This window comes from Microbulbifer aggregans, from assembly GCF_020524005.1.
Taxonomy (GTDB): Bacteria; Pseudomonadota; Gammaproteobacteria; order Pseudomonadales; family Cellvibrionaceae; genus Microbulbifer; species Microbulbifer aggregans_A.
On record NZ_JAIVKK010000010.1, the window covers coordinates 150,441 to 177,266 of the forward strand.

Annotated in this window: 22 protein-coding genes and 1 tRNA gene; 19 read left to right on the top strand and 4 right to left on the bottom strand. The window is 56.4% G+C overall.

Annotated elements, in window-relative coordinates; genetic code table 11:
• The first annotated feature begins 115 nt into the window (after positions 1–115).
• Genes LC093_RS17040 through LC093_RS17050 form a run of 3 tightly spaced genes read left to right on the top strand, consistent with a single transcriptional unit; the run spans position 116 to position 3,474 of the window.
• The gene (locus LC093_RS17040; protein ID WP_226667696.1) at positions 116–1,549 is read left to right on the top strand and encodes an NlpC/P60 family protein; all 1,434 of its coding nucleotides are present in this window, start codon (positions 116–118) and stop codon (positions 1,547–1,549) included.
• 11 nt (positions 1,550–1,560) lie between these two features.
• On the top strand, positions 1,561–2,655 hold the full coding sequence (locus tag LC093_RS17045; RefSeq protein WP_226667698.1) for a dipeptide epimerase: 1,095 nt from the start codon (positions 1,561–1,563) through the stop codon (positions 2,653–2,655).
• 33 nt (positions 2,656–2,688) lie between these two features.
• Positions 2,689–3,474: a MurR/RpiR family transcriptional regulator gene (locus LC093_RS17050; protein WP_226667700.1), complete on the top strand. Its 786-nt coding sequence runs from the start codon at positions 2,689–2,691 to the stop codon at positions 3,472–3,474.
• Positions 3,475–3,533: 59 nt separating this feature from the next.
• Here the strand turns inward: LC093_RS17050 and LC093_RS17055 are convergent, their stop codons facing one another.
• Positions 3,534–5,030 (bottom strand): transglutaminase-like domain-containing protein, encoded by a 1,497-nt coding sequence (locus LC093_RS17055; protein WP_226667702.1) that lies wholly within the window; start codon positions 5,028–5,030, stop codon positions 3,534–3,536.
• A 176-nt stretch (positions 5,031–5,206) separates the two neighbouring features.
• On the opposite strand from LC093_RS17055, the gene LC093_RS17060 reads away from it, so the two are divergent.
• The 5 genes from LC093_RS17060 (at position 5,207) to LC093_RS17080 (ending at position 11,976) form a co-directional block, all read left to right on the top strand.
• Complete coding sequence (locus tag LC093_RS17060) at positions 5,207–6,868, top strand: serine hydrolase (RefSeq protein ID WP_226667703.1); 1,662 nt, start codon at positions 5,207–5,209, stop codon at positions 6,866–6,868.
• A gap of 18 nt (positions 6,869–6,886) precedes the next feature.
• Positions 6,887–7,966, top strand: coding sequence for a S66 peptidase family protein (locus tag LC093_RS17065; RefSeq protein WP_226667705.1), 1,080 nt, complete (start codon positions 6,887–6,889; stop codon positions 7,964–7,966).
• A 180-nt stretch (positions 7,967–8,146) separates the two neighbouring features.
• Positions 8,147–9,541: a Na+/H+ antiporter NhaC family protein gene (locus LC093_RS17070; RefSeq protein WP_226667707.1), complete on the top strand. Its 1,395-nt coding sequence runs from the start codon at positions 8,147–8,149 to the stop codon at positions 9,539–9,541.
• Between the two features lie 128 nt (positions 9,542–9,669).
• Positions 9,670–10,788: an exo-beta-N-acetylmuramidase NamZ domain-containing protein gene (locus LC093_RS17075; RefSeq protein ID WP_226667709.1), complete on the top strand. Its 1,119-nt coding sequence runs from the start codon at positions 9,670–9,672 to the stop codon at positions 10,786–10,788.
• Between the two features lie 3 nt (positions 10,789–10,791).
• Positions 10,792–11,976 (top strand): acyltransferase family protein, encoded by a 1,185-nt coding sequence (locus LC093_RS17080; protein WP_226667711.1) that lies wholly within the window; start codon positions 10,792–10,794, stop codon positions 11,974–11,976.
• 41 nt (positions 11,977–12,017) lie between these two features.
• On the opposite strand, the gene murQ is transcribed toward LC093_RS17080, so the two are convergent.
• The 3 genes from murQ to LC093_RS17095 are packed head-to-tail and all read right to left on the bottom strand — an operon-like array spanning position 12,018 to position 15,495.
• Positions 12,018–13,004, bottom strand: coding sequence for an N-acetylmuramic acid 6-phosphate etherase (gene murQ, locus LC093_RS17085; RefSeq protein WP_226667713.1), 987 nt, complete (start codon positions 13,002–13,004; stop codon positions 12,018–12,020).
• 29 nt (positions 13,005–13,033) lie between these two features.
• Positions 13,034–13,924 (bottom strand): BadF/BadG/BcrA/BcrD ATPase family protein, encoded by an 891-nt coding sequence (locus LC093_RS17090; protein WP_226667715.1) that lies wholly within the window; start codon positions 13,922–13,924, stop codon positions 13,034–13,036.
• Complete coding sequence (locus tag LC093_RS17095; protein WP_226667716.1) at positions 13,921–15,495, bottom strand: sodium:solute symporter; 1,575 nt, start codon at positions 15,493–15,495, stop codon at positions 13,921–13,923. The genes LC093_RS17090 and LC093_RS17095 overlap by 4 nt, the downstream gene beginning before the upstream one ends.
• Positions 15,496–15,680: 185 nt before the next feature.
• Between LC093_RS17095 and LC093_RS17100 the strand changes: the two genes are divergently transcribed.
• From LC093_RS17100 to LC093_RS17150, 11 genes are all read left to right on the top strand, one after another.
• Positions 15,681–16,532: a MurR/RpiR family transcriptional regulator gene (locus LC093_RS17100; RefSeq protein WP_226667718.1), complete on the top strand. Its 852-nt coding sequence runs from the start codon at positions 15,681–15,683 to the stop codon at positions 16,530–16,532.
• Positions 16,533–16,808: 276 nt separating this feature from the next.
• Positions 16,809–17,447 (top strand): CinA family protein, encoded by a 639-nt coding sequence (locus tag LC093_RS17105; RefSeq protein ID WP_226667720.1) that lies wholly within the window; start codon positions 16,809–16,811, stop codon positions 17,445–17,447.
• 122 nt (positions 17,448–17,569) lie between these two features.
• Complete coding sequence (recA, locus tag LC093_RS17110) at positions 17,570–18,601, top strand: recombinase RecA (protein ID WP_226667722.1); 1,032 nt, start codon at positions 17,570–17,572, stop codon at positions 18,599–18,601.
• A gap of 2 nt (positions 18,602–18,603) precedes the next feature.
• Entirely contained in the window at positions 18,604–19,194 is a 591-nt protein-coding gene (locus LC093_RS17115) for a regulatory protein RecX (protein ID WP_226667725.1), read from the top strand.
• Between the two features lie 151 nt (positions 19,195–19,345).
• Entirely contained in the window at positions 19,346–20,824 is a 1,479-nt protein-coding gene (glpK, locus tag LC093_RS17120; protein WP_226667727.1) for a glycerol kinase GlpK, read from the top strand.
• Positions 20,825–21,060: 236 nt separating this feature from the next.
• On the top strand, positions 21,061–21,246 hold the full coding sequence (locus LC093_RS17125) for a Trm112 family protein (protein WP_226667729.1): 186 nt from the start codon (positions 21,061–21,063) through the stop codon (positions 21,244–21,246).
• Positions 21,247–21,309: 63 nt separating this feature from the next.
• The gene (locus tag LC093_RS17130; RefSeq protein ID WP_226667732.1) at positions 21,310–21,672 is read left to right on the top strand and encodes a histidine triad nucleotide-binding protein; all 363 of its coding nucleotides are present in this window, start codon (positions 21,310–21,312) and stop codon (positions 21,670–21,672) included.
• A 65-nt stretch (positions 21,673–21,737) separates the two neighbouring features.
• Positions 21,738–24,350 carry an alanine--tRNA ligase gene (gene alaS / locus LC093_RS17135; RefSeq protein WP_226667734.1) on the top strand — a complete coding sequence of 871 codons (2,613 nt, stop codon included), beginning with the start codon at positions 21,738–21,740 and terminating at the stop codon, positions 24,348–24,350.
• A gap of 149 nt (positions 24,351–24,499) precedes the next feature.
• Positions 24,500–25,738: an aspartate kinase gene (locus tag LC093_RS17140; protein WP_226667736.1), complete on the top strand. Its 1,239-nt coding sequence runs from the start codon at positions 24,500–24,502 to the stop codon at positions 25,736–25,738.
• Between the two features lie 215 nt (positions 25,739–25,953).
• Positions 25,954–26,148, top strand: coding sequence for a carbon storage regulator CsrA (csrA, locus tag LC093_RS17145; protein ID WP_226667738.1), 195 nt, complete (start codon positions 25,954–25,956; stop codon positions 26,146–26,148).
• Between the two features lie 231 nt (positions 26,149–26,379).
• A tRNA-Ser gene (locus tag LC093_RS17150) sits at positions 26,380–26,469 on the top strand.
• The last annotated feature ends 357 nt before the right edge of the window (positions 26,470–26,826 follow it).

The following is a 26,826-nucleotide window of genomic DNA, read 5'->3' on the forward strand; positions in this document are numbered from 1 at the left end:
ATAATTTATTCTTTCAGAGTCCATATCGCGTTAATATAAACGGTAGATTTGGTGCCCTGTTTTGAATTGTTCAAAGTGGGTGAGTCTGACGGGAACAAAGCAGCGGATGAGTTTAATGAAAACAAAAACACCGGTTGGCTACCTTGTGGGAATTGCCGCGCTTTTTGTTCTCTCCTCCTGTGGTGAAAGCGACCGGGGCGCTGCTGCCTCTCTTGGCTCGAATCCGATTCATACCCCGGTGCTTGAGTTTGTCAGTGATGTTCCGGGAATCACCGAACCGATGTTGCAGCCGCGATTCTGGCAGCAGCGTTTAACTGATGATCACGTGCGCATGTCCGATCAGCAGGTTCGCGAATTCAACGCAACGAATCTCGCCAGTGATCCATATCTGCACCGACTGGATGATTTCCCGGAAATCATGTCGAAAGACGATGTGGTCGCTTTGATTGACAAGGTCAGCACGCCCGCGTCATCTCCTCGTGTATTTGTCGATGGGTCTGAAGTCAGTGCCAAAGATTACGGCAGCCTTGAGGCGGCGGTACAGCGAGATGCAATACCCACAGAAGTAAATGTACGCTGGGGGATCGCTGTGCAGCGTGCCAGCATGCGAAGCTATCCGACTAATGTTCGGGTGCTGAAAAACTCTGATGATCGCGATCTGGATCGCTTTCAGGAAACCGGTGTCTTTCCCGGACAGCGTCTGGCAATACTGCACGAAAGTGCAGATGGCGAGTGGTGGTTTGCGGTGAACTATCACTACGGTGCCTGGATACCAAAGCAGGCTGTCGCGCTGGGTGAGCGCGAGAGGATTAACCAGTGGCTTGAGCGTACGCCGCGGCTTACGGTTTCTGGTGCGCAGGTGCGTACCAACTTTAACCCCGAAGATACGCGTACTTCTGAAGTTGCTCTGGATATGGGCGTTTCGCTGCCCCTGCTGAGTGCAGATGAGGTAGGGCATAGCGTCCATGGGCAAAATCCTTACGCCAGCTATATTGTCTCCCTGCCGGTGCGCGGTGAAGCTGGCGAGCTCGAGTTTGAACCGACCCTGATTGGGCGTGGCCGGGATGTTTCGGTCGGTCACCTGCCATACAAACCGTCACTGGTCTTGCAGCAGGCATTCAAGTTCCTCGGCGAGCGCTATGGCTGGGGGCACGATTACAATGGTCGCGATTGCACCGGGTTTGTTGGTGAGGTGTACAAGACGTTTGGAATTGTGATGCCGCGTAACTCCGGACAGCAGGGCAATAGCGATTTTGCACCCACCAAACGCTTCGAACCCGATGATCACGCAGCGCGGGAGAAAGCACTCACCGAATTGGCTGTCGGAGACCTTATTTACATTCCCGGGCATGTGATGATGTATATCGGAGAGGTGAATGGTGAACCCTACGTGATTCACGATGTCACCGGCATGAGTTATTACCGGGAAGACAATACTTTCTATCAGGGCACACTTGCCGGTGTGTCAGTAACCCCATTGATGCCGCTGCAGCTCAATAAAGAGAAGCGCTTTATCGATGGCATTTATGCCATAAAAACCATTATTTGACGGGTACTGCCATGAAGATCGTTGACGTAAAGCTGGGCATGCTCCAAGTGCCGCTGGTTACGCCGTTCAAAACTGCTCTGCGCACCGTGGAGTGTGTGGAAGATGTGATTGTAATGCTGGAGACCGACACGGGGCATGTCGGCTACGGTAATGCGCCGGCGACAGCGGTAATCACCGGTGACACGCATGGTTCTGTTATCGAGGCAGTACGCAAGATTTACACGCCTTTATTGCTTGGCAGGGATGTCGCGGACCTCAATAGCCTCACGCGGCAGATCGAAAGTGCGATGATCAACAACACCAGCGCCAAGGCGGCGGTGGAAATCGCACTGTACGACCTCTTTGCCCAGAGCTACAAAACCCCGCTATACAAAATCCTCGGTGGTGGTGAGAGTAGCCTGACTACCGATATCACCATCAGTGTGGATTACATCGACAAGATGGTTGCTGATGCCGAAAATGCTGTCGAGCGGGGCTTCGAAATCCTCAAACTGAAGGTTGGTAAAGACATCGGTCTCGATATCGAGCGAATCAAGGCGGTATACGCTGCGGTTAAAGGGCGTGCGCTGCTGCGCCTTGATGCCAATCAGGGCTGGAGTCCGAAGCAGGCGGTGATGGCCATTCGCGGCCTGGAAGAGGCTGGCGTGTTGCTGGAGCTGGTTGAGCAACCGGTTAAGGCGGGCAACCTTGAGGGCATGCGTTATATCTCCGAGCGGGTAAAAACCCCGATCATGGCCGACGAAAGTATTTTTGGTCCGCATGAAGTAATGGATGTTATCCAGCGTCACGCCGCAGATATTATCAATATCAAGCTGATGAAGACCGGCGGTATCTCCAATGCACTGAAGATCGCGGATCTGGCGGGTCTCTATGATGTTGAGTGCATGGTGGGCTGTATGCTCGAAACGAGTATTGGTGTTTCTGCTGCGGCGCATGTGGCGGCGGCAAAAGCCCCCATTGTCTCCAAGCTGGATCTGGATGTGCCGTCCCTGTGCCAGTTTGATCCGGTGGTTGGTGGCGCGACCTATAAAGATGCGGATATCATCCTCAACGAGTCGCCCGGCCTGGGCATTGAAAAAATTGACGGTCTGCAGTTGCTGGCATGAGGCCGGCGGTAACGCAGAGGGAGACAGCAGTAAGTGACCTGTCTATTGAAAATGCGCGCTATGCGCGATCAGCTGTCCGTAAATGAGCGCAAGCTCGCGGACTTTATTTTGGAAAATACACCGCTGCTGCGGGACTACTCTTCTTCGCAGCTTGCTGAGGCGGTAGGCGTCAGTCAGTCCAGCGTGGTGAAGTTTTCCCAGAAACTCGGCTATCGCGGTTATCCCAGCCTGAAGCTTGCCGTGTACGAATCGTATGCGGGTGCAGGGCAGGGTGGGAACAGCGAGCCTTCGCGCCCCTTCTCCCAGACGGACAACCCGTTGAGTCTGTTGGGCCAGAAAAAGCTCGAAGTATTGGAGAATACGGTCAGTATTAACGATGACGACCAGTTTTCGGCGGCCATCGACGCGATTCGTGAAGCCCGCTGCATACAGGTCTCCGCGTGCCCGGGTTCTGCGGCAGTCGCACGCTATTTCACGCATCAGTTGCTGGAGCTGGGTTGCTGGGCGGTGTTTGATGAGGGTGGTACTTTGCAGGGGCGAATTTCCGATTCGCTCAGGGAAGAAGATCTTCTCTGCATCCTGTGCGACTTCGGTGGTGAGGAGTCTCTGGTGGATGTGGCCAATCGGGCGCGCGAGCAGGGCGTAAAGGTGTTGAGCCTGACCCGGTACAATTACAATGCGGCGAGCATCAATTCGGATATTCGGCTCTATGTCGTGCCATCAGAAGATGAAGAAGACTTGCAGCGCCTGCTGTTCCGTTCGGCGCAGTTACACGTTATCGAAGGACTTGTCAGCGGTCTGTTGAGAAAAGGTCGTTAAGCTCAGGGCACCGATGGGGTATTCCCGGGTGCCCCTTTTCCTCCATTATTCTGTATCGATCAGTGATTATCCGCCGTTACCAGCGGTTCCTGCAGTTTCCATGTCATCTGGTAATCCCACTGGTCGAAGTAGAGGTTGCCTCCACGCCACTCCACTTCGCCCCGTTGTGAATCTACGGTTTCCGAGCGGAAATGCTGTTTGGCCGGGCTGAACTCCCGGCTGTAGTCGCTGTTGAATATCAGTCGATAGCTGTCGATGCCGCCCAGGTAAAACCAGCGTTCCTGCTCGGTTTCGCCGTTCAAAAGGCCGTGGGTCACATCCATCGGCATCCATCCGTAAGGCGCCAGGTAAAATTCACCCCAGTCGTGCATGGTGTCGAATGTCTCGGGGGAGAATTCCCAGCCTGACTGCCAGCGCGCGGGGATACCGTTCATGCGCATCAGCGTTATGAGGAGCAGTGTCTGCTGCCCACAATCCGCATGTCCGGCTTCGGCGGCGTACTGGCTGATATTGCGAATAGTGGAGTACTCGCGTGCACCGGCCCAGGGTATCTGGTCTACATGGGCAAACAGTTTTTGCGCAATGCGGTAGGGGTTCGTTTCGGTACCCACGATCTGTTCGGACAGTGCGTGCATTTTAGGTGTGAACTGGATATGGGGCAGTCGTTCTGACAGGTAGGGTTCCAGCGCCGGGTCTTCGACAGGCTCCACTGCATCAGTGTCGATTTTGGTAAGACTGCTAATGCTGTCAAAGCTGTAGTGGACCTGAAATTCAGTGGGCTCCCCTTTCTGTGCGGTCTTTTCCAGATAGATGGTGCGTTGCGGGTGTGTAGCTGAAGCCAGCTCATGCTTATTCGGGCTGCTGCCGGTGAGGTGAATGTTTTCCTGGCGAGCCGGGACTTCCTTGGGGAAGGGGATCCAGGCACGTACGGTTTCGCCTGCGGGCACCGCGTCGGCGTCAACGGTGAGTGAGTACTCAACCTGAATGCGCTGGCGCAGGGGGGCGCTGGATTTGATCACCGCGCCGTGGTGGGGATGCAGTTGGTAGAGTGGCGCCTTGTCGGTGAATCGGCGGTAGTCGTTGGTGCGTGCCGCGGCGGCTTCCGATATGTGCACCAGGTTGTACGCGGTTTTGTTGAAGTAGCGCCGCTCTCCGTCAATGGTCATGTATTCCAGCAGGCCTTCATTTTCCCATCGCTCAATATCGCCTTCTGTTGCATCCGGGATATAGCGCTGGATGGAAGCCAGCAGGTCTTTCGGAGGGAGTGTGAATTCCATTTCGATTCGACGCATTCGCTCGGCTTCAAATGCGAGTGTGTCGGCGGCCGAGGGGGAGAAGGTCTTGTTGCTCATGGCTGCTTGCTCATCGGCTGTTGAGGCTGCTGCGCTTGCTGGATTCGTGAGGAACCGCTGAATTTGGGCCCTGGCAGCCCGGTATTGTCCGCTGTCGACTTTGGCCTGAACTGAGGCCAGCTCGTTTGCGGTGGCGGGGCCACTGAATGCGGCAAATACCGTAAGGATTTTCCAGGTAACTCGGCGGGGAAGTTCGAGTGGCATGGGCGCTCCATATTGTTCTTGTTGGACCGGTACCCTGGTCACACTTGAAAGTGATCGGAATAATTTATTATTTACTTAAAAAACCATGGTTGATAAATTATTCTGATGCGTACGCCGCGTCAACCCCGCTGAAAATTCGCCAGCGCCTAAATAATCAATAATGCGGAGCGAACACTATGCGCGTGTTACCCCTTTTAATCTGTTCGGCCACGCTGTTCCTGGCGGGCTGTATAGAGCCATCGTCAGATTCGGACAGTGTTGAGGTCGCTGGTATTGAAACTGGTGGCATCGAGGCTAATCGTGCAGAAGCCTATATTCAGCGGGTGTTGCAGGAAGAGCAGGTACCCGGTGCAGCAGTGGGAATCTGGCACCGTGGCAAGCCCCTGCTTTTGCGGGGCTTTGGGGTAACCAATGTAGATCGGCCCCAAGCGGTAAATGAACAAACACTGTTCAAGCTCGCTTCCACCAGTAAGGCATTTACCACGGCGGCACTTGGAATGCTGGTGGAGGAGGGCAAGCTCGAGTGGGATGGCCGCGTGGTGGATTATCTGCCTCAGTTCCGCCTGGCCGATAGCTGGATCACCAGCGAATTTCGTGTGGTCGACCTGCTGACCCACCGCTCCGGCCTCGGTCCCGGCGCGGGTGACCTGATGCTGTGGCCCCAGCCGAATCAGTACACCCGTGACGATGTGCTCGCCGGATTGGCGCACCTCCCCATTACTGGCAGTTTCCGTGCCGATTATGCCTATGACAACCTGTTGTATATCGTGGCCGGTGAATTGATTGCGGCGGTATCCGGGCGGAGCTACGAAGACTTTGTTCAACAACATTTGCTGGGAAAAATCGGGTTGCAGCACTGTTTTGCCGGGCCGGTGCCCGAGTCGGCTCGGGACAACCTGGCGGACCCGCACCGCCTGGAAAGTGAAGGTCTGGTTGTGGATACGCCCAACCTGGCGGGAACGGAACCCATCGTGCTCGCCGCCGCTGGCGGCATGCATTGCAGTGCCGCCGATATGCTTACCTGGTTGCGTACGCTGATGGCGGGTGGCGAGACACCAAACGGTGTGCGCTTGCTCCGCGAAGAAACGCGGGACCGGCTGTGGACGCCAGAGACGCTGATGCCGTTCTCTCCGCAACGGGCTGAACGTGACGGCGGCCACTTTTACGCCTACGCCCTTGGCTGGCGGATTCAGGATATGCACGGCAAACGGGTGATCCATCACACCGGTTCGCTATCCGGCATGTACGCCTGGGCGGCTGTCGTCCCGGAAGAAGAACTGGCACTGGTTGTGCTGATGAATCGCAGCGCCGGTGCCGCGCGACAGGCCCTGATTTACGGGCTGCTGAAACCATTTCTCGGCGCCCCTGAGCAGGATTGGCTGGCTTACTTTCAGGAACTGTACGGTGCTCCGAAAGACGCGGTCGAGCCGGAGCAGCTGGAGCCGCCGTTGGGGCTGGCGGTGCTAACTGATCAGGACCTGATTGGGTATTACCGCGACCCGTGGTTTGGTGATATCGAGATCCTGCACGATGAAAGCGGGTTGCGCTGGGTTGCCTTGAAATCCCCGCGGCTGGCCGGAACGCTGAGTCCGGCCGGCGACGGTGTCTGGGCGTTGCACTGGGATGATCGCAGTCTGGATGCTGATGCCTGGATGGTTGCTGATCGCAGTGACTCCGGCGAAATTCTGCTGGAGATGCAGCCGAAATCCCGCGGTACGGATTTCAGTTACGATTTCCATGACCTTCGATTTGTAAAACTTGATGGTGACCGCCGGTTGGGGGAGGGCGCCACACCAGCGGCGCCTCAGGAAGCTGCTGTCATCACAACCGTACAATAAGTCTAAAAGGAGTACGCCATGCACCGCCGCAACTTAATGAAATCCCTGCTCGCGGCCCCACTCCTGGGGGCGGCGAGCGCTTCCGTTTCTGCCAGAGCCGGCGCTGCGCTCAGTGTTACAACTGACTACAGTGCGTCGGAGAGCGAAGAGCTGTTGCGGCCAAAACGGCTGGAGCGGGGGATGACCGTTGGGCTGGTCACCCCCGCGAGCAACGCCTGGGAAGACGAAGATATCCGTTTTGCCTGTGATGTTGTGAAATCCTTGGGTTTTCAGGTAAAAGAAGGCGCGAACCTGTACCAGCGCACCCAATACCTGGCCGGTCCGGATGCTGCGCGCGCTCAGGACTTCAATACAATGTTCGCGGATCCCGAAGTGGATGCGGTGTTCTGCCTGCGCGGTGGCTATGGCACTCCGCGTATTCTGCCGATGCTGGATTACGACAATATTCGCAGCAATCCGAAAGTATTGCTGGGCTACAGCGATATTACCGCGCTGCTGAATGCGATTTACCGACGCAGTGGGGTGATAACCTTTCACGGCCCCATTGCCGCACAGAACTTTACCGATTACACCCTGGCCGAATACCAGAAGGTGCTGGTTCATGGCGAGCGTCCGGTTCCCCTGGGCGCACCACCGCCATTCGAGTCAGCACCAGGTCGGGTGGAACGGAAAAACCGAATCACCCGGTTTTCGGGCGGGCGCGCACGCGGGCGGCTGATTGGCGGCAACCTGACGTTGATGGCCAGTCTGGTGGGTACGCCGTTCGAGCCGGACTATCGCGATAAAATCCTGTTTCTCGAAGATGTCGGAGAGCCGCCCTACCGGGTCGACCGCATGCTGACCCAATTGTGGCTGGCGGGGAAACTGCAGCAGGTCGCAGGCATCGCATTCGGTAAATTCACCGAGGCGGAGACGGACGGCAATACATTCAGTATCGAGCATGTGCTGCGCGAGCGTTGTGCGGGGCTCGGGGTACCAGTGGTGCGCGGGCTGATGATTGGCCACGTAGATGACCAGACAGTGGTGCCGGTCGGGGCCATGGCTGAACTGGATGGAGATGCCGGTACGCTGGTATTGCGCGATCGCGTGGTAGTCTGAACACTGTTTGCTGACAGGGTGGCAGCGGTAGCAGGAAGCATTCTCTGATGTCGATTTTGTGCCGCGAATCCTGCTGGCTCCTGTTAGCATCTGTGGCTGGCTTTGTGCCGGCCACAGTGTGGACCGTGTCGAGGGATCGGCAATCAAGCAACAATAAATTTGATAAAGACGTATCGCCGTATGACAGAACTTTCCTGGCTCACCCTGCTTCCCCCTTTTGTTGCGATTGGCCTCGCGCTGCTTACCCGTCAGGTTTACCTGGCCCTGTTCGCAGGTATCTGGTTGGGTTTTTTCCTTCTCAATGGTTCCGGTGTGGTCGCTTCGTTGGCCGAGGCTTTAGATGGCGTGCTGGCAGTACTTGCCAGCCCCGGCGATGCGCGGGTGGTGATGTTCACCCTCGTCATTGGTGCTTTTATCGTGACGCTTGAGCGTTGTGGCGCTGTCAGTGGCTTCGTACAGTTTCTTGAGCGCAGTCGCTGGGTGACCAACGGCAAGCGGGCGCAGTGGATGGCGTGGTTGGTGGGAATTGTGATTTTTATCGAATCCAATATCACGGTACTGGTAGCCGGCACCGTATCGCGCCCGCTGTTTGACCGTTTCCGTATCGCCCGGGAAAAGCTTGCCTACATTATTGACTCCACCTCGGCACCGGTGTGCATGTTGATTCCGTTGAATGCCTGGGGCGCTTTCAACCTGGGGCTGCTGGATGGCCTGGGCGTGGACGAGCCTCTCACCGTTTTGCTCTCGACCATTCCGCTCAATCTCTACGCCATCACCGCGGTGGCCCTCACTGCCTATACCATCGCACGCAATTACAACCCGGGCCCCATGGCTCAGGCGGAGGCGCGTACGACTGGTGGTGAGAAAGACGGCATTGATCTTGCCGCCAGCACGGGAGAAAAGGCGCATATCAAGCCACGTGCGTTGAACATGTTCCTACCGGTGGCGGTATTAATCCTGGCGATGCCTGCGGGGTTGTGGATCACCGGTAACGGCGAGATATTCAAAGGCTCCGGTTCAACTTCCGTGTTGTGGGCTTCCCTGGCGGCACTGACGGTGGTTTCCGTACTGGTGTTGGTCCAGCGCAGCATGTCTCTGGACGAACTCAGCCATACATGGATGGAGGGCGCGGGGCGAATGCTGCCTCTGGCGATCATCCTGGTACTGGCGCTGGCCCTGGGCACGGTTTCCAAAGCCCTGGGCACTGGCCAGTATGTAGCTGGGCTGGTGGGCGATGCCATTCCGGTTGCGCTTCTGCCGGTAGTGATCTTTTTCGTTTCCGGGGTGATTGCGTTTGCGGTGGGATCCAGCTGGGGCACGTTTTCCATCATGTTACCCATTGCCATTCCGGTTGCATCGGCTCTGGGGGCGGATCCGACCCTGTTTGTGGCCGCGGTACTCTCAGGTGGTATTTTTGGTGATCACGCTTCGCCGATCTCGGATACCACCATTGTGTCTTCATTGGCCTCGGGTACTGAGCATATAGAGCACGTCCGCACACAGCTGCCCTATGCCCTGCGCGCCGGAGCCCTGAGTGCTGTGGGCTTTGCGATTCTCGGCTACGTGATGTTGTGAGTGCACTCATGTCTCCTCAGCTATACAGGCCCGTTCAGCCGACGAAGTCCTTGATTGTATTGGCCTTGAGCCTGGCCTTTATGTGCTGGGTCTCGGTTGCGGCGGCGGAAGGACGGCAGCAAGAAGGGATGCTGCGAGTTGGGGCCGAGCAGCCGGCGTTGTATTTACCTCTGCTGGAGGGAAAAAAGGTTGGCCTCGTTGTCAACCAGACTTCCCGGGTGGGGGATCAGCACCTGATTGATGTGCTGCGCGGGAAGGGGGTGGCGGTCGCGCGTATATTCGCTCTGGAGCATGGTGTGCGTGGTCGCGTGGAAAATGGCGGAAAAGTTGCGGATGGTATTGATGGCCCCAGTGGGCTGCCGATCGTTTCGCTCTACGGCAGCCATTACAAACCCAGTGAAAAAAGTCTTCAGGGGCTGGACTGGCTGGTGTTCGATATTCAGGATGTGGGGGTGCGCTTTTATACCTACATCAGTTCACTCCACTATCTGATGCAGGCATGTGCTGACTTTAACGTGCCGCTGATGGTGCTCGACCGGCCCAATCCCAATGGGGATTATGTGGATGGCCCGGTACTGGAGCCCGCGTTTCGCAGTTTCGTCGGTATGCACCCGATTCCCCTGATACACGGAATGACGGTGGGTGAGCTGGCGCAGATGATCAATGGTGAGGGTTGGCTGGAGAATGCGGCTCGCTGCGATCTTAAGGTCATCCCTGTGTCCGGGTACCGTCACGCGCAGTCTTATTCACTGCCGGTGCAGCCTTCGCCCAATTTACCAAACGACCTCGCGATCCGACTGTACCCCTCGCTCGGCCTGTTCGAGGGCACCACGGTCAGTGTGGGTCGCGGTACGACCTCGCCATTTCAGGTATTGGGGCATCCTGCGGATTCCCGCGGTGAATTCACTTTTACGCCGCACCCGGTTTCCGGCGCCAGTGAAAACCCGAAGCACAATGGCGTGGCTTTGCGGGGAGATGACCTGCGCGGAACTGTACCTCCGCACCGGCTGGACCTGGGGCCGCTGTTGGACTGGTTAACCCGTACCGGTGAAACCCGAGATGAATTCTTTTCCCGCGCGGCTTTTTTCGACAAGCTCGCTGGCACGGATCGGTTGCGTCACGCGATCATGGCGGGGGATTCGGAGGCTGAAATCCGAGCCACCTGGCAGCCCGCGCTCCATGCCTTCCGTGCCCAGCGCAAGCCCTATTTGCTATACCCGGATATTTCACCACAAGCTCAGGAGTGAGGCATGTCCCGGCATCATCTCGATCACATCCTTGCACAGCGGCCAGCAGGGCGTTTGATGTCGGTGGATATACTGCGAGGGTTGGCCATCGCCGCTATGGTGCTGGTGAATAACCCGGGTAGCTGGTCTTATGTGTACGCGCCGATGGCGCACGCACAATGGCACGGCTGGACGCCGACCGATGTTATTTTTCCGCTGTTTTTATTTGTGGTCGGCTTGTCGATTGTGCTCGCGACCGGGAAAAATGGCGAGTTTCCGCGGGTGGGGAAAACACAGTGGACGCGCGCGGTGAAACTCTTCGGCTTGGGTCTGTTCCTCGCAGTATTTTTCTACAACTTCCGTGATTCATCCTACAGCTGGCTCAATGATCGAGTAGAGGGTATTCGCTGGATGGGGGTGCTGCAGCGTATTGCACTGGTGTATATCGCCAGTTGCTATCTGGTGCGCTGGCTGCCGGTGCCAGGACTGGTTGTTGCCGCGATCGCCTGCAGTCTGCTGCCGTGGCTGCTGATGCTGTGGATGCCCTATCAGGCTGATAGCGGTGAATTTTTTCGCGGACAGTTGCTGTTCGGCAATCACTTTTCTGCCTGGCTGGATCAGGCATTGTTTGGAAACCGGCACGTCTACTACCGCGACGCGCAGCCGTTTGCATTTGACCCGGAAGGGCTGCTTACTACCTTCCCCGCAATATCAACCTGTCTTCTCGGAATACTGGCCGGACTATCGTGGAAATGTGCCAGTGACGCCACACCGCAAAAACTCTGGAAGTATTGGCTGGTGTGGGGTGTTTTGATGTTTCTTGCTGGGCAGACCATGCATCCCTGGGTGCCAGTGAACAAGGCGCTTTGGTCGCCCAGTTTTGTTCTGGTTACCGCGGGTATATCGTTGATATTGCTGGCGGGGCTCTATTATTTGGTCGATATTCGCGAGCGACGCAGGGTGTTTGCACCTTTGCTGGTGCTTGGAGTGAATGCTATTGCGCTGTTTATGCTTGCTGGCGTTGTAGGGCGCCTGTTCATCATGATTCCTGTTGCCGATACGACGCTCAAAGGCTGGCTTTTTTCCAGCGTTTTCCAGCCATTGTTTGGTAGCTATGGTGGTTCGCTGGCTTTCGCAGCCTGCTGCCTCGGCCTCTTCTACGGGGTCATGTGGCAGATGTATCGCAGGCGGATTTTCTGGAAGGTCTGAGATAAGTGGCATTGTTGCCGTCTTAAGTGAGTGTCGATCTGTTAGCAGACGGCTTCTTCCTCGCTGTTACCCGATCGCACTTTCGCTACCTGCGCTTTAGGGGCAGTTGTCATTCCGAGTGATTGCAGGGCCCGCCGCAGAAAACCATTCGCACTATTCAGTGCATTTTCAGCCTCCCGCCGTTCAAGCCCGCTCAGGATCATCATAATCGCGAGCTTTGCATTGTGCTCACACTGGCTGAGGACTCGGTCGGCTTCCTGGAAGTCCACGCCGGTTGCTTCCATTACGATACGGCGGGTACGGCTGACCAACTTTTTGTTGGTGGCTTTTACATCCACCATAAGGTTGTAAAAGCTTTTCCCCAGCCGAATCATGCTCGCGGTTGTAAGCATATTGAGCACCAGTTTCTGCGCGGTACCTGCTTTCATCCGAGTTGAGCCGGTGAGAATTTCCGGACCGACTTCCGGAAGTATGGCGATGTCCGCCTCCGCAGCGATGGCCGCGGCGCGATTACAGGAAAGTGCGACGGTGGCGCAACCCAGTTCCCGGGCATAGCGCAGGCCACCAATCACGTAGGGTGTGCGCCCGCTGGCGGCGATGCCGACAACCACATCGTCCGCTGTCAGCCCGATATTTTTCAGGTCTTCACCGCCGAGTTCGAAGCTGTCTTCGGCCCCTTCCTGAGCGCGATATATCGCCTCGCCGCCACCGGCGATCAGGGCGACGACCATATCTTCGCCGACGCCGTAGGTCGGTGGGCATTCCACGGCGTCGAGCACACCGAGCCTGCCGCTGGTACCCGCGCCCATGTAGATTAGCCTGGCACCGGATTTGAAAGCCCTTACGATGGCATCAACGGCGCGGGAAATTTGCGGGATTTCGCGGTAAACCGCAGGGGGAACCTCACGGTCGGCATCGTTGATCTTTAACAGGATTTCTTCTGTGGGGAGCAGGTCGATGTCTTGCGTGTCCGGATTGCGCGCTTCGCTGGCGAGTAGGGCCAATTCTTGAATCAGTTTGTCGTTCATGGCGATGGTGAACTCTCCGAAGTTTAACCTTACGCAGTAAATGCCGGCGCTTTTTCCAGTCGGGCTTCTCTGCGAGCCAGCATACAGGCACCGTCGAGCGCGGTGCCGAACGGTGCAATGATCTTCTGCTGATTGGCTTCGCAGAGAAATGGACTCAGTTTGTCAGCAAGCCCGCCCAGGAGGGTCAGGGGGAGATCCTGACCCTCGTTCGCTACGGTGATCAGGCGGTCAATTTCTCCGGCAGTTTTGGTAATGATTTCATTGGCGTGCTGACAGTCCGGTAAATGACTGAAAACCAGTGGCGCGAGCGCGGCATATTCCCGCGAACCGGATTCCCGCAGCCAGCGCAGGATGGCCGGTCGCTGTAAACCGACTTTCGCCATGATCTGCTTGCACAAAGTGCTGACGGCGCGTCCATGGATATCAAGTTCCCACAACAGTGTGCGCACGGCACTTTTGCCTATGGCCGCACCGCTGCCCTCATCGCCGATGGCAAGCCCCCAACCGCCGAACTGCCGGATGTGGCCGTCTCTGGACAGTCGAATGGCGACCGAGCCTGTCCCGATAGATACCACCACGATGGGAAGGCCTGCACCGGCGCCCAGGAGGGAGGTTTGGGCATCAGAGGTGATGGTTACCTCGGCGAGCCCAAGGTCTTTCAGACGTGCGCTGAGTTGGCTGGCGGCTGCGGTGTCGCCCGCTCCGGCCAGTCCGCAAGCCAGTGACACCTGCTGCGGCTGAATATGATGCTTTGCCATCAATTCCCGACACAGGCCGATTACGGTGTTCACGGCACCGGCCAGGTCCTGGGTCAGGGAGCTCCCTCCGGCGCTGATTTCTATCAGGGTTTCCCGCTCGCGTCCCAGTCTGGCCAGGGTTTTGGTTCCACCGCCATCAATGCCAATAAAATATTCGCTCATGTTTTGATGCCTTTGAGTTCCGTCTCAAGGTGGGATCTTTCCGGCTTGCCCAGGCTGCAGACCGCGAAAGAAATCAGGGTGCCCGCGCACAGTTGCCAGGGAAATGCGATCTTCACCGGGTTCTCGCTGCCGGTCAGCATGGTGATCATCCAGGGTTGCTGGAGCATGGTGACCACAAACCCGGTGATCAGCGCCATGATTACGCTGGTACTGCTGCCACGATTGGTGAACAGGACGGTAAAGAAAACGCCAAGCAGCCCTGAATATGCGAAGACCATGACGGAAAGGGCAAAGGTGATCAGTGGCAGATCACTGATCTGTTGCCAGTAGAAGCAGAGGATGGCCATAGCACTGAGACAGAGGGCGATCAGTACCATTCCGCAGCGCCCCGCGCCTACAAAGTGCGACGAAGGTTTGGTGATTTTCCTCCGCTCCAGCCAGTTTCGATAGAGGTCTTCCGTGAGCACGCTGGCCATCGAGTTGAGGCTGGAGTTCAGGGTGGACAGAGCGGCTGCGATGACACCGATGGTAACCAGGCCGCGGAGGCCCGCCGGCATTTCGTGCAATACGTAATGCATAAACACGGTAATGTCGCCACCGCTTGGCGGCGTCACGCTCATTCCACCCAGCAGATTGGCTTTTTCGTAAAAGATATACAGCAGCAGGCCGATACTCATAAATACGGCCATGACTGGTACAACCAGAACCACAGAAAACAGTACGGCGCGTGCGCCGTCGCGGGGGGTCTTGCAGGTAAGCAGGCGCTGGGTAACGTCCTGGTCCAGACCAAACGCTGCGATGTTCAGCAAGATAAATCCGGTTAGGGTTGCCCAGACATTGAAGGGGTCTGCGAGGTTCCAGCTGGTATCGATCAACGTGAGTTTTGAGGCTTGTCCATCTCCGGGGTTGGCAAGTGCGTTCAGTATGTCGCCAGTATCAACCGGAATTTGCCATAGCAGGACGGACAGTACCGCGATGGCAGCGGTAACATACACCGCGCATTGCAAGACATCGCTTTGAATCACCGAGCGCACGCCGCCAATCAGGGTTTGGAATAGCCCGACGGCTGCAAGCAGCAGCGTGGCGGTAATGACGTGCCCCGCGTCGATGTCGTTGAACAGGATCATGGAGACTGCGATAGCGGCCATGTAAAGCCGGGCACCACTGGCAAAGACGCGGCCTAACAGGTAGATACTGCCGGCGGCGTGCTTTGCAGGCTGGCCAAAGCGTGCTTGCAGCAGTTCATAGACGGTGGTGACTCGGCTGGCGTAAAAGCGGGGGATCAGTGTGCGGGCGACAATCACCGCTGCGATTACAGCGCCAAGATTGGTAAACAGATAAGTGAGGTCGCCGCGATAACCCAGGTCGGGCCCACCGAGAAAGGTGGCGGCGGATTGCACCGTGGCCAGGGTTGAGATCGCCACCATCCACATCGGCATGGCATTTTTGGCGAGAAAATAATCGCGGCTGCTGTCTGTCTGGACCCGGCTGAAATAGTAGCCCGAGCCGGCGATGATCGCGGCATAGAGTGCAAAAATTGCCCAGTCCAGCTCGGTAAACTGCAGTTCCATCTTGTTGGGTGCTCTTCCGGCATTAGCCCGTTCGCAGCTGGCGGGCCAACTAAATTATTCTTAGATTGTTCTTGTATTGGTATCATTTATTCTTCGGGTGCGCAAAGTATTTTCCATTGGTAGCGCTATTGGGACGGGGTGAATGACGCCACGGCGTCTGGTGTGCCCGGAGAAGGGGGAAAGATATGGGTTCTTTGGCGAAAATTCGCGCGATGCGCAATGGCATGTCGAATCACGAGCGACGTATTGCCGACTACCTGCTCGACAATGCCGATGCTGTCCGCAGTCATTCGTCGAAATGCCTGGCAGAAAGGATCGGCGTGTCCCAGTCGAGCGTGGTGAAGTTCAGCCAAAAGCTCGGCTACAGGGGATATTCGGACTTCAAGCTCTCACTGACGGAGTCAGTGGCGCGGTCGGCAATGTTACCGAAAGCCATTCACGGGGATATCTCCAGTGATGACGATGTTAATACTGTGGCGCAGAAGTTAATTGAGCGGAAGAATCTTGCCCTGAATGAAACACTGCTGATCAACAGTGAAGAAGTACTGCTGGAGGCGGTGGACAAGTTGAGCTCGGCCGGCCGGATTGTGCTTGCGGGCGTGGGCGCATCTTCCCTGGTTGCCCGGGATCTGGCCTTCAAACTGATGAAGCTGGGGAAGTCAGTAATTGCGGAAAGTGATACCCATGTACAGGTGGCAAATGCCGCAACACTGGGGGCGGGAGATCTGGTTCTTGCCATTTCCGAATCGGGATTGACTCAGGATGTTATCCGGGTGGCCGAGACCGCCTCTGCGCAGGGAGCGGAAATCATTTCGCTTACCCGTTATTCAAGGAATCCCCTGACGGCGCTCGCCACTGTCAAACTGTTCTGTGTCGCCAATGAGTCCGAAGCGCGGAGTTCCTCGATCCTTGCTCGTACGGCCCAGTTTATGGTGACCGACATGCTCTTTATTCTGATGTCACAGCGGGATGAGCAGGCAAAAGACATGTTTGATCGCAGCCGCCAAGCGGTGAATATTTTTCGCCGGCAAGAATAATCACGCCAACTGTAGGTCTGTCGCAATATTCGGGTTGAATTACTGTGTTTGGAATAATATATTCCTTGTGTCTGCATTTTTTGCGATAACTTGTTTCTGGAAGAGGGCGGGTTTGAAGCGATGTGGGCGCGGACTTCTTTTAATAGAAGTCTATTCACCTTGTACCTCCAATTCTGAGGTCTCTATTTCGTGGAATTGGTTTTGGGGCCTCGTGGGGCCCCATTTTTTTCCCCTGTCCCCCATAACCTGTACCCGTAAAACCTACACCTGCAGCACTTGCACCAGCGTCTACTTCCTCTATTACTTCCTCATATAGATTTCGCACACAGCCGGGTGCTTTGCCTGATTGCTGGCTGGGGCGCTATCCTTGCCGAAAAAGTGATGTCAGCTAAAGGTACGGAAGTGTCTCTGGAAAAGGAAATAGCAGCTCTGTCGGCCAGTTTGGGACAAAAACTGCAGGCATTGGGGTGGCAGGTGACGACGGCCGAATCTTGTACTGGCGGTGCTATCGCCGCCGCGATTACTTCTGTGGCGGGCTCATCCGGCTGGTTTGAGGGCGCGATTGTCAGCTATGCCAATCGCATAAAACGCGATCTTCTTGGCGTGGATCAGAAGGATCTTGATGAGTTTGGGGCGGTCAGTGAACCGGTGGTACGACAGATGGCCATGGGGGTGTTGAACCGTTTGGACGCCAATCTTTCCGTCGCGGTCAGTGGCATTGCCGGGCCGGATGGCGGCAGTGAGGAGAAGCCAGTTGGAACGGTTTGGATTGCCTGGGCTCACGGTGAAGGGCAGGAACCGATGACCATCGATGCCCGCCGCTTGCAACTAAGCGGGAGCAGGCATGAAATCCAGGCCCGGACGGTTGTCGAGGCCTTGAAAGGCTTACTGATTATCGTGGCAGAACACGAATGACCGGTTCTATTCGGGCGGTGACTGCGCAGCTCTGTATCAATTCCGGATTACTGGTTGCTTATACAGTAACTTTTCTCTAAGCTTCCCACCCATCACCAATCTTAAAGTACATGGGAAAGGTCATGGATTCCAACAAAGACAAGGCTTTACAGGCGGCGCTGTCACAAATTGAGCGCCAGTTCGGCAAGGGCACCGTTATGCGGATGGGGGAGAAGGAGCGCGAGCGCATCCCTGCGATCTCCACCGGTTCTCTGGGCCTTGACGTAGCCTTGGGCATTGGCGGTCTGCCTCGTGGCCGGATTGTTGAAATCTACGGCCCGGAATCCTCGGGTAAAACCACCCTGACCCTGCAGGTCATCGCTGAAGCCCAGCGCAAGGGTGGTACCTGTGCGTTTGTGGATGCCGAGCACGCTCTCGACCCGATCTATGCCGAAAAGTTGGGCGTAAACGTAGATGAGCTGATCGTCTCCCAGCCGGATACCGGTGAGCAGGCCCTGGAAGTGGCCGACATGCTGGTGCGCTCCGGTGCGGTAGACGTACTTGTAGTCGACTCCGTGGCAGCCCTGACGCCCCGTGCGGAAATTGAAGGCGAAATGGGTGACTCCCACGTTGGTCTGCAGGCACGTCTGATGTCCCAGGCTCTGCGTAAGCTGACCGGTAACATCAAGAACACCAACACCCTGTGCGTTTTCATTAACCAGATCCGTATGAAGATCGGTGTAATGTTCGGTTCCCCGGAGACCACTACCGGTGGTAACGCGCTCAAGTTCTACTCTTCCGTACGCCTGGATATCCGTCGCATTGGCTCCGTCAAAGAGGGCGACGAGGTGGTAGGTAACGAAACCCGCGTCAAAGTGGTCAAGAATAAGGTGGCGCCGCCGTTCAAGCAGGCGGAGTTCCAGATTATGTACGGCGAAGGTACCAACCTGCTGGGCGAACTTATCGATTACGGCGTAAAACTGGGCCTGATCGACAAAGCCGGCGCATGGTACAGCTACAAAGGCGACAAGATCGGCCAGGGCAAGGCTAATGCGGCCAAGTTCCTGAAAGAGAATGAGGATATCCGCAACGAGATTGAAAGCCAGTTGCGCACCCAGCTGCTGGGTGAGCTGGCGCCGGTACAGCCGCAAGCCGCGGAAGCTGCGGAAGACTGATTTTGTCTTTTTTTTCCGACACGCCGACAGGGCCGTTAGCTGCCCTGTCGGGCGATTCCCCTGATCCCGCCTCCAATCCTTCTTCAGAGTCCGAACATAAACAGGCCCGTCAGGCCATGTTCACCGCTGCAATCGATCTGCTGTCGCGCCGCGAGCACTCCTGCCGCGAGTTGCGGCAAAAGCTGGCGCCAAAATTCCCCGACACCGATATTGAGCCGGTTCTTCAGCGCTTGCAGGAGCTGAATTACCAATCCGACCAGCGGTTTGCCGAAGTCTTCGCGCGCTCACGGGTTCAGCGTGGGCAGGGCCCATTGCGCATCCGGCAAGAGCTGCAGTTGCGTGGGATCGGTAGCGCAATGGTGCAGGCAAGTATGGAGCGGTTGGCGCAGGACGTTGACTGGTTCGAGCTCGCGGCGGAACAGTTACTGCGTAAGTTCCGGCGCCCCGTGAGTGATGCCCTCCCGCGGGAGCAACAGCTCAAAGAGCGTGCGCGCCGGCAACGCTATCTGGCGTATCGCGGTTTTTCCGGTGACTCGGTGCGCTACGCCATCGAGGAATTGGACCGCCAGTGCGAGGACGCTGGATCCTGGTAGAAAGCGTGCGGGGCGGTCAGGTAGCCAACCAGGGTTTGCCATGCTGGCCCGGACTGGCGCCCGTAGCTATATTGCCTGTGACTATATTCAATGTGCAGATGGCGGAAGCCCGGCTTCTGCCTGCCAGATAGAATAAATAGCAGGCACCCGCATGATCCTCTCCGTTGACCAGGGTACCACTGGTACCACCGCGTTTGTTTTCGACCATTTCGGTCAGCTGTGTGGCCGCAGTTACTCCGAATTCCCTCAGTACTATCCGCAACCCGGTTGGGTCGAGCACGATGCTGATGAAATCTGGCAGGTAACGCGCAAAGTCTGCGCCGCCGCGCTACAGCGCGCGGGCATAGCTGCCTCCGATCTCAGTGCAATCGGAATCACCAACCAGCGGGAGACGACCGTTCTCTGGGACAGGAAGACCGGAGAACCGGTGACCCGCGCCATTGTCTGGCAGTGCCGACGTTCCGCTGGCATTTGCGACGAATTGCGTGCGACGGGCAGGGCGGAGTGGATCCGGGAAAAGACCGGGTTGATACTGGATGCCTATTTTTCCGGTAGTAAGTTGCTGTGGCTGTTTCGCCAGAACCCGGAGCTGTATCGCCGGGCACAGGCCGGCGAGCTCTGTTTCGGTACGATGGATAGCTGGCTGATATGGAAGATGAGTGGCGGGCGCGCGCATCTGACCGACCACACCAATGCGTCGCGAACCTTGCTGTACGACATTGAGCGTCGGGGTTGGGATGCGGAGCTTTCGACACTGTTCAATTGCCCGGCGGCACTTTTACCAGAAATTCGTCCGTCGGCCGGCTATTTTGCGACAACGGATCCGGAAGCCTTCCTCGGTGGAGAGGTCCCGATATCCGGTGTCGCCGGCGATCAACAGGCGGCCATGTTTGGTCAGGGCTGTGTGATGCCAGGTACGGTCAAGAATACCTATGGTACTGGTTGCTTTATGTTGGCCATGGCTGGTGAGGAGCGGCCTGCGGTTCCCGCGGGGTTGCTGGCGACCATTGCCTGCGATGCCAGTGGGCAGCCTGTATTCGCAATCGAGGGCTCTGTGTTTAACGGTGGCGCTGCGGTGCAGTGGTTGCGCGACGACCTCGGGCTGATCCAGCAGGCTTCGGATTCTGAGCAGCTGGCGCACAGCGTGAAGGATACGAGGGGCGTGTACCTGGTGCCGGCATTCAGCGGGCTTGGCGCGCCCCATTGGGATGCTGCGGCTCGTGGCGCGGTTTTTGGCCTGACCCGAGGTGCCGGGCGTGCGGAGATGGTACGCGCGACGCTGGAGTCGATTGCTTACCAGAGCCACGAGCTGATTGAATTGATGGGGGCGGCGCTCGGCGTAGGCCTCACCTGTTTGCGGGTTGATGGCGGTGCCAGCGCGAACAACTTCCTGATGCAGTTCCAGTCCGATATTTCATCAATTCGGGTCGAGCGCCCCCGGCAGATCGAGTCAACTGCGGTTGGTGCCGCCTTGCTTGCGGGGATTGGAGCCGGCATCTGGCGGGCGGATGACCTCCCTGAGTCGCTACGGGAAATTGAGCAGGACTTCCTCCCGCAGATGAGCGACGTTCAGCGCGAGGCGCTTCTGGATGGTTGGGGGAGGGCGGTTAGCGCCTGCCGGTCTTTTTAGTCTCTGGTTAGTTAGTCTCGGGTTGGTTTCTGGCGCCGCCCATTTGTCTTAGGCCTGCTATGGCGAAACACTCGCACCACCTGAGGTTCGACCGCCGGGTCGGGCCGCCTGCTTGCCACTATTACAGTAATTGCTTCTGCCTTCGTGAAAACCCCCGGAAAGCGTTGTACCATACGCGGTCATTTTTAACCCGACAGCCCGGTTGTTCAGGGCCTTGGGCTTAAGCAGAGTGAGTCATGGACAAGAAATTACTGAGCCTGTTGGTTTGCCCGGTTAGCAAGGCGCCCCTGGAATACCGTGAAGAGACCCAGGAACTGGTGTGCAAGGCCAGCGGCCTGGCGTACCCGGTGCGGGACGGTATCCCGGTGATGCTGGAATCCGAGGCGCGCCAACTGACCGCTGACGAAAAGCTGGAAAAGTAGCCTCCAGTTTTCAGGCCAAGCCCTGTTGGGCGAATTGGATACTGATGGCAAGTTGGGTGACCTATGGCCAAAACCAGTGTGTTTAGTCAGATTATTGCGGGAGATATTCCCGCAAAGCGGATTTTCGAAGATGAACAATGCATTGTTATCGAAGATCGATCCCCTCAGGCGCCCACCCATTTATTGATCATCCCCCGCAAGCCACTGGTGAGCGTGGCGGACGCACAAAAAGACGATGCGCCGCTTCTCGGCCACTTATTGTGGGTCGCTTCCGAACTCGCGAGAAAACTCGGGTTGGAGGACGGATTCAGGCTGGTCATCAATAACGGCCGGGGCGCAGGGCAGACAGTGTTTCACCTGCACATTCATTTATTAGCGCAGCGCAAAATGCGCGAAGCTGGTCTGGCACAGGGGCTGCCAGAATAGGAATTTGGCCGCGACTTTTTTTGTCGCTGCTGCAAGTTTTAACTGACGAAGTGGAATTAGGCTGGATGAAGAGCGCACAGATACGCGAAGCATTTCTCAATTATTTTGCCGAGCAGGGCCACACTCGGGTGGCGTCCAGCTCGCTGGTTCCCGGCAATGACCCGACGCTGATGTTTACCAATGCGGGCATGGTTCAGTTCAAGGATACCTTCCTCGGGCAGGACCCGCGTCCCTATAACCGGGCCACCAGCTCCCAGCGTTGTGTGCGCGCTGGCGGCAAGCACAATGACCTGGAAAATGTCGGCTATACCGCACGTCACCACACTTTCTTTGAAATGCTGGGCAACTTCAGCTTTGGCGATTACTTCAAGCGCGAAGCGATTCGTTTCGCGTGGCAGTTCCTCACCGAAGTGCTTGGCCTGCCGGAAGAGCGCCTGTGGGTTACCGTACACATCAGTGATGACGAAGCTGCCGATATCTGGCTGAAAGAGATGGGCGTCAGCGCTGATCGTTTTTCCCGTCTCGATGAAGACAACTTCTGGCAGATGGGCGATACCGGCCCCTGCGGCCCGAGTTCGGAAATTTTCTACGACCACGGTGCCGATGTACCTGGTGGTCCCCCCGGGTCCGAGAACGATGACCTGGATCGTTATATCGAAATCTGGAACCTGGTATTCATGCAGTATGAGCGCACTGCCGATGGTGAGCTGCACCCACTGCCGAAACCTTCTGTTGATACCGGTATGGGCCTGGAGCGTATCGCTGCGGTAATGCAGGGTGTGCATTCCAACTATGAAATCGACCTGTTCCAGGCGCTATTGAAGGCCGCCGGCGAGATCGTTGGTTGTGAAAACCTGGAAGAGAAATCCCTGCGCGTGATTGCGGATCATATCCGCTCCTGCGCCTTCCTGATTTCCGATGGTGTACTGCCGTCCAACGAAGGCCGCGGCTATGTGCTGCGCCGGATCATTCGCCGCGCCATCCGCCATGGTCACAAGTTGGGCCATGAGCAGACCTTCTTCTACAAGCTGGTACCGGCGCTGATCGAGCAGATGGGTGAGGCTTACCCCGAACTGCAGGAGAAGCGTGAGGCCATTGAGAGCGCATTACGCAAAGAAGAAGAGCAGTTTGCCAAAACCCTGGACAAGGGCATGACGCTGCTGGAAGAAGGTCTCTCTTCCCTGAAGGGTAGTGAGATCCCGGGTGAGCTGGTGTTCACTTTGTATGACACCTATGGCTTCCCGGTAGACCTTACTCAGGATATCGCCCGTGAGCGCGACCTGACCCTGGATATGGACGGTTACGAAGTCGCGATGGAGGCGCAGCGCGAGCGTGCCCGTGCCGCAGGCAAGTTCAAAATGGACTATACCGGCAGCCTGGACGTAGAGGGTGCAACGGAGTTCCTCGGCTACGATGCCACTACAGGTACCGGCAAAGTGGTTGCCATCATTAAAGATGGTGCTCAGGTCGACTCTCTGGAAGAAGGTGAAGCTGGAGCGGTCGTACTGGATCGGACCCCGTTTTATGCGGAGTCAGGTGGCCAGGTCGGTGACAGTGGTTACCTGCAGAGTGGGGATAGCCGGTTTGAGGTTTCCGACTGCACCAAGCTGGGTGCGCACCATCTCCATCAGGGCAAACTGCTCACGGGCGCACTGAAGGTTGGTGATAGCGTAGAGTCGGAAGTGGCCGACGATGTCCGCCAGTCCACTGCGCTGAACCACTCTGCCACGCACTTGTTGCATGCGGCGTTACGCAAGGTTCTCGGCGATCATGTAACCCAGAAGGGCTCACTGGTGGATTCCGAACGCCTGCGTTTTGATTTCTCCCACCCCGAAGCCGTATCGCTCAAGCAATTGCGCGCGATCGAATCTCTGGTGAACAGCCAGATCCGGGCTAACACTCCGGTAGAGACAGAAGAGACCGATATCGAAACCGCCAAGAGCAAAGGTGCCATGGCGCTGTTTGGCGAGAAATACGGCGATACCGTGCGTGTCCTGACCATGGGCGAGCGTCTGGATAGCGGCGCTTTCTCTGTCGAACTCTGCGGCGGTACCCACGTAGAGCGCACCGGTGACATCGGTCTGTTGCGCATTGTTGCCGAGAGCGGTATCGCCTCCGGCCAGCGTCGAATTGAGGCCGTCACCGGCGCGCATGCGCTGGCGATGTTTGACCAGGCCCAGCAGCGTCTCGATCACGCTTCGTCCCTGCTCAAGACTCGCCCGGATCACCTGGCGGAGAAGGTAGAGCAGATTCTGGCAAGCAATCGCAAGCTGGAGAAGGACCTGGCGCAGCTGAAAACCAAGTTGGCCAGTGGCACTGGCGGTGACCTTACCAGTCAGGCCGTGGAAGTGGCCGGTGTGAAATTGCTGGCGGCCTCGCTCGATGGCGCTGACGCCAAATCACTGCGGGATCTGGCCGATCAGATGAAAAACAAGCTTGGTAGCGGCATTGTTCTGCTCGCAGCGCCGGGCGAAGACAAGGTAGCGCTGGTGGCGGCGGTAACCAAGGATCTTACCGGTCGTTTGGCGGCAGGTGATCTGATGCGTTTCGCTGCTGGCAAGCTTGGTGGCAAGGGCGGTGGTCGACCGGACATGGCGCAGGGTGGCGGGGTCGATGTGGAAGCTCTGCCTGAGCTGCTGAAAGAAGTTCCAGCGTGGGTTGAGGCTAATATCCGCTGAATCTGCGGAAAAGATCAGGTTGAATCAGGTTAAATTCGGCCAAATCTGCGATGTTTCAGTTGATTTGGTTGTGATTTGGTGATTTAGTGCGCGGCACGCGCGAACCTGATGCCGCGCGGCTATAAGAAGTGGTAAGGAACACTAGATCAATGAGTTTGTTCGTGCAGAAGTACGGTGGCACTTCGGTGGGCTCAGTCGAGCGTATCGAAGCTGTAGCTGATAAGGTCGCATCGTTCAAAGCCCAGGGACACGACATGGTGGTGGTTCTCTCGGCAATGAGCGGGGAGACCAATCGCCTGATCGATCTGGCCCGCCAGATACAGGAGCATCCGGATCCCCGGGAAATGGATGTGCTGGTATCTACGGGGGAGCAGGTAACCATCGCTTTGCTGAGTATGGCACTTAAAAAGCGTGGCTATGATGCGTGCTCATATACCGGTGGTCAGGTAAAGATTCTGACTGACAACGCGCATACCAAGGCGCGTATTCAGCGCATTGATGTGGAGCGCATGCGCAGGGATCTGGACGCAGGGCGCGTGGTTGTAGTCGCCGGTTTTCAGGGTGTAGACGAAGACGGCAATATCACCACACTGGGGCGTGGCGGTTCTGATACCACGGGCGTCGCTCTGGCTGCGTCACTCGATGCAACTGAGTGCCAGATCTATACCGACGTGGACGGTGTTTACACGACTGACCCGCGGGTAGTGGACAGTGCGCGCCGACTGGATCGGATCACTTTTGAAGAAATGCTGGAAATGGCCAGCCTGGGCTCAAAAGTGCTGCAGATTCGAGCCGTGGAATTTGCCGGTAAGTACAAGGTGCCACTGCGTGTCCTTTCTACGTTTGAGGAAGGTGAAGGCACACTGATTAGTCTGGACGAGGAAGACAACGAGATGGAACAGCCTGTAGTATCCGGCATTGCATTCAATCGGGACGAAGCAAAACTCACAATTCGCGGCGTGCCAGACACTCCGGGAGTTGCGTGCCGTATTCTCGCACCGGTTGGGGCGGAGAATATCGAAGTTGACGTTATCGTACAGAATATCAGTGCTGTTGATGGCACAACCGACTTCACCTTTACGGTGCACCGTAATGATCTCAGCAAGGCGCGCCGAGTACTCGAGCGTGTAGCTGAAGAGCTGGGCGCCCGAGAGGTGGTTTCCGACGACAAAATCGCCAAGGTTTCTATTGTCGGTGTCGGGATGCGTTCGCACGCGAATGTAGCGTCGCGGATGTTTGAAGCGTTGGGTGAGGACAATATAAATATTCAGATGATTACTACATCTGAAATAAAAATATCCGTAATTATTGACGAGCGTTACCTTGAGTTAGCGGTTCGTGCGCTGCACAGCGCATTTGAGCTGTCTGAACCCAGGGTCACAGAATAGCTATAACCAGAGTGAAGGTCATCACCGGCATCCATAGCGATTCAGTTACCTGGCGTTTGAACCGACATGTTGAGATTTTCAGCGTCTGGGCAATACTGAATAAAGTGACGGACAAGGTTCTCAATTTACGCCGCCGTCGGGTTATGATGATCTAAGGTGCGCACCAGGGAAAACCGGTCGTACCAAATCACAGGATGATCAAGGAGAAGTAGGTAATGTTGATTTTAACCCGCCGTATCGGTGAGACACTGATGGTTGGTGACAATGTGACGGTTACCGTATTGGGTGTTAAAGGCAATCAGGTACGAATTGGTGTAAATGCGCCTAAGGAAGTAGCTGTTCACCGGGAAGAGATTTATCAGCGTATCCAGCGCGAGAAGCAATCTTCCGATGAGGATAATGCGGAATAATTTCTGCAAGCTCGATACAGAGAAAGGCCGGAGACTCCGGCCTTTTTTGTATTTGTATGATTTGTGAACGACCTTTAAGAAAGTGCAAAAAGTTGTTGATTCCCCATTGATTTTTGCCGAACCGCTGGTAATATGCGCCCCACTTCCAGCGAGCAAGACCAGTTGATGATCTTGGTCGCGGGGCTCCGGAAAGGAGTTGTAGAGGTCTAGGGCCTTTGCGAAAAAGTTTCCGGTGAGGTGGCCGAGTGGCTGAAGGCGCGCCCCTGCTAAGGGCGTATGGGTTAACACTCATCGAGGGTTCGAATCCCTCCCTCACCGCCATATAGAAAACACTCTCTCAGGAGGGTGTTTTTTTTATGACTGGATGCCGGTGTTTTTGGTGTTCGGTTAGCGCGAATTTGGATGTGCTCAAGCTGAGTGAATAAGTTTGAAGAAACTGCTTGCAAAGCTTCAGTTGAATCCCTAAAGTTCGCGCCCTCGCTGCTGCAGAGACAGCGCGAGCGGCAAGAAAGGTTGTTGATTTTCAAAGGGTTTTCCCTGAAAAAGAAATTCAAAAAACAGCTTGCCAAGCGGTAAGAGCTCGATATAATGCGCGCCCTTATCGAGATCGCCGAGAGGTGGTCGAGAGCTTCGGAACACCTTGATTTATAAGGGTTTCGGAGCAAAAAAAGTCTGCGA

What these genes read in the sequence shown, in the direction of transcription:
- LC093_RS17070 (WP_226667707.1), top strand. Translation starts at nt 8,147, where the DNA reads ATGACAGAACTTTCCTGGCTCACCCTGCTTCCCCCTTTTGTTGCGATT.
- recA (WP_226667722.1), top strand. Translation starts at nt 17,570, where the DNA reads ATGGATTCCAACAAAGACAAGGCTTTACAGGCGGCGCTGTCACAAATT.
- LC093_RS17055 (WP_226667702.1), bottom strand. Translation starts at nt 5,030, where the DNA reads ATGCCACTCGAACTTCCCCGCCGAGTTACCTGGAAAATCCTTACGGTA.
- LC093_RS17090 (WP_226667715.1), bottom strand. Translation starts at nt 13,924, where the DNA reads ATGAGCGAATATTTTATTGGCATTGATGGCGGTGGAACCAAAACCCTG.
- LC093_RS17130 (WP_226667732.1), top strand. Translation starts at nt 21,310, where the DNA reads ATGGCCAAAACCAGTGTGTTTAGTCAGATTATTGCGGGAGATATTCCC.
- murQ (WP_226667713.1), bottom strand. Translation starts at nt 13,004, where the DNA reads ATGAACGACAAACTGATTCAAGAATTGGCCCTACTCGCCAGCGAAGCG.
- LC093_RS17080 (WP_226667711.1), top strand. Translation starts at nt 10,792, where the DNA reads ATGTCCCGGCATCATCTCGATCACATCCTTGCACAGCGGCCAGCAGGG.
- LC093_RS17040 (WP_226667696.1), top strand. Translation starts at nt 116, where the DNA reads ATGAAAACAAAAACACCGGTTGGCTACCTTGTGGGAATTGCCGCGCTT.
- LC093_RS17125 (WP_226667729.1), top strand. Translation starts at nt 21,061, where the DNA reads ATGGACAAGAAATTACTGAGCCTGTTGGTTTGCCCGGTTAGCAAGGCG.
- LC093_RS17140 (WP_226667736.1), top strand. Translation starts at nt 24,500, where the DNA reads ATGAGTTTGTTCGTGCAGAAGTACGGTGGCACTTCGGTGGGCTCAGTC.
- glpK (WP_226667727.1), top strand. Translation starts at nt 19,346, where the DNA reads ATGATCCTCTCCGTTGACCAGGGTACCACTGGTACCACCGCGTTTGTT.
- LC093_RS17100 (WP_226667718.1), top strand. Translation starts at nt 15,681, where the DNA reads ATGGGTTCTTTGGCGAAAATTCGCGCGATGCGCAATGGCATGTCGAAT.
- LC093_RS17060 (WP_226667703.1), top strand. Translation starts at nt 5,207, where the DNA reads ATGCGCGTGTTACCCCTTTTAATCTGTTCGGCCACGCTGTTCCTGGCG.
- csrA (WP_226667738.1), top strand. Translation starts at nt 25,954, where the DNA reads ATGTTGATTTTAACCCGCCGTATCGGTGAGACACTGATGGTTGGTGAC.
- alaS (WP_226667734.1), top strand. Translation starts at nt 21,738, where the DNA reads ATGAAGAGCGCACAGATACGCGAAGCATTTCTCAATTATTTTGCCGAG.
- LC093_RS17065 (WP_226667705.1), top strand. Translation starts at nt 6,887, where the DNA reads ATGCACCGCCGCAACTTAATGAAATCCCTGCTCGCGGCCCCACTCCTG.
- LC093_RS17075 (WP_226667709.1), top strand. Translation starts at nt 9,670, where the DNA reads ATGCTGCGAGTTGGGGCCGAGCAGCCGGCGTTGTATTTACCTCTGCTG.
- LC093_RS17095 (WP_226667716.1), bottom strand. Translation starts at nt 15,495, where the DNA reads ATGGAACTGCAGTTTACCGAGCTGGACTGGGCAATTTTTGCACTCTAT.
- LC093_RS17045 (WP_226667698.1), top strand. Translation starts at nt 1,561, where the DNA reads ATGAAGATCGTTGACGTAAAGCTGGGCATGCTCCAAGTGCCGCTGGTT.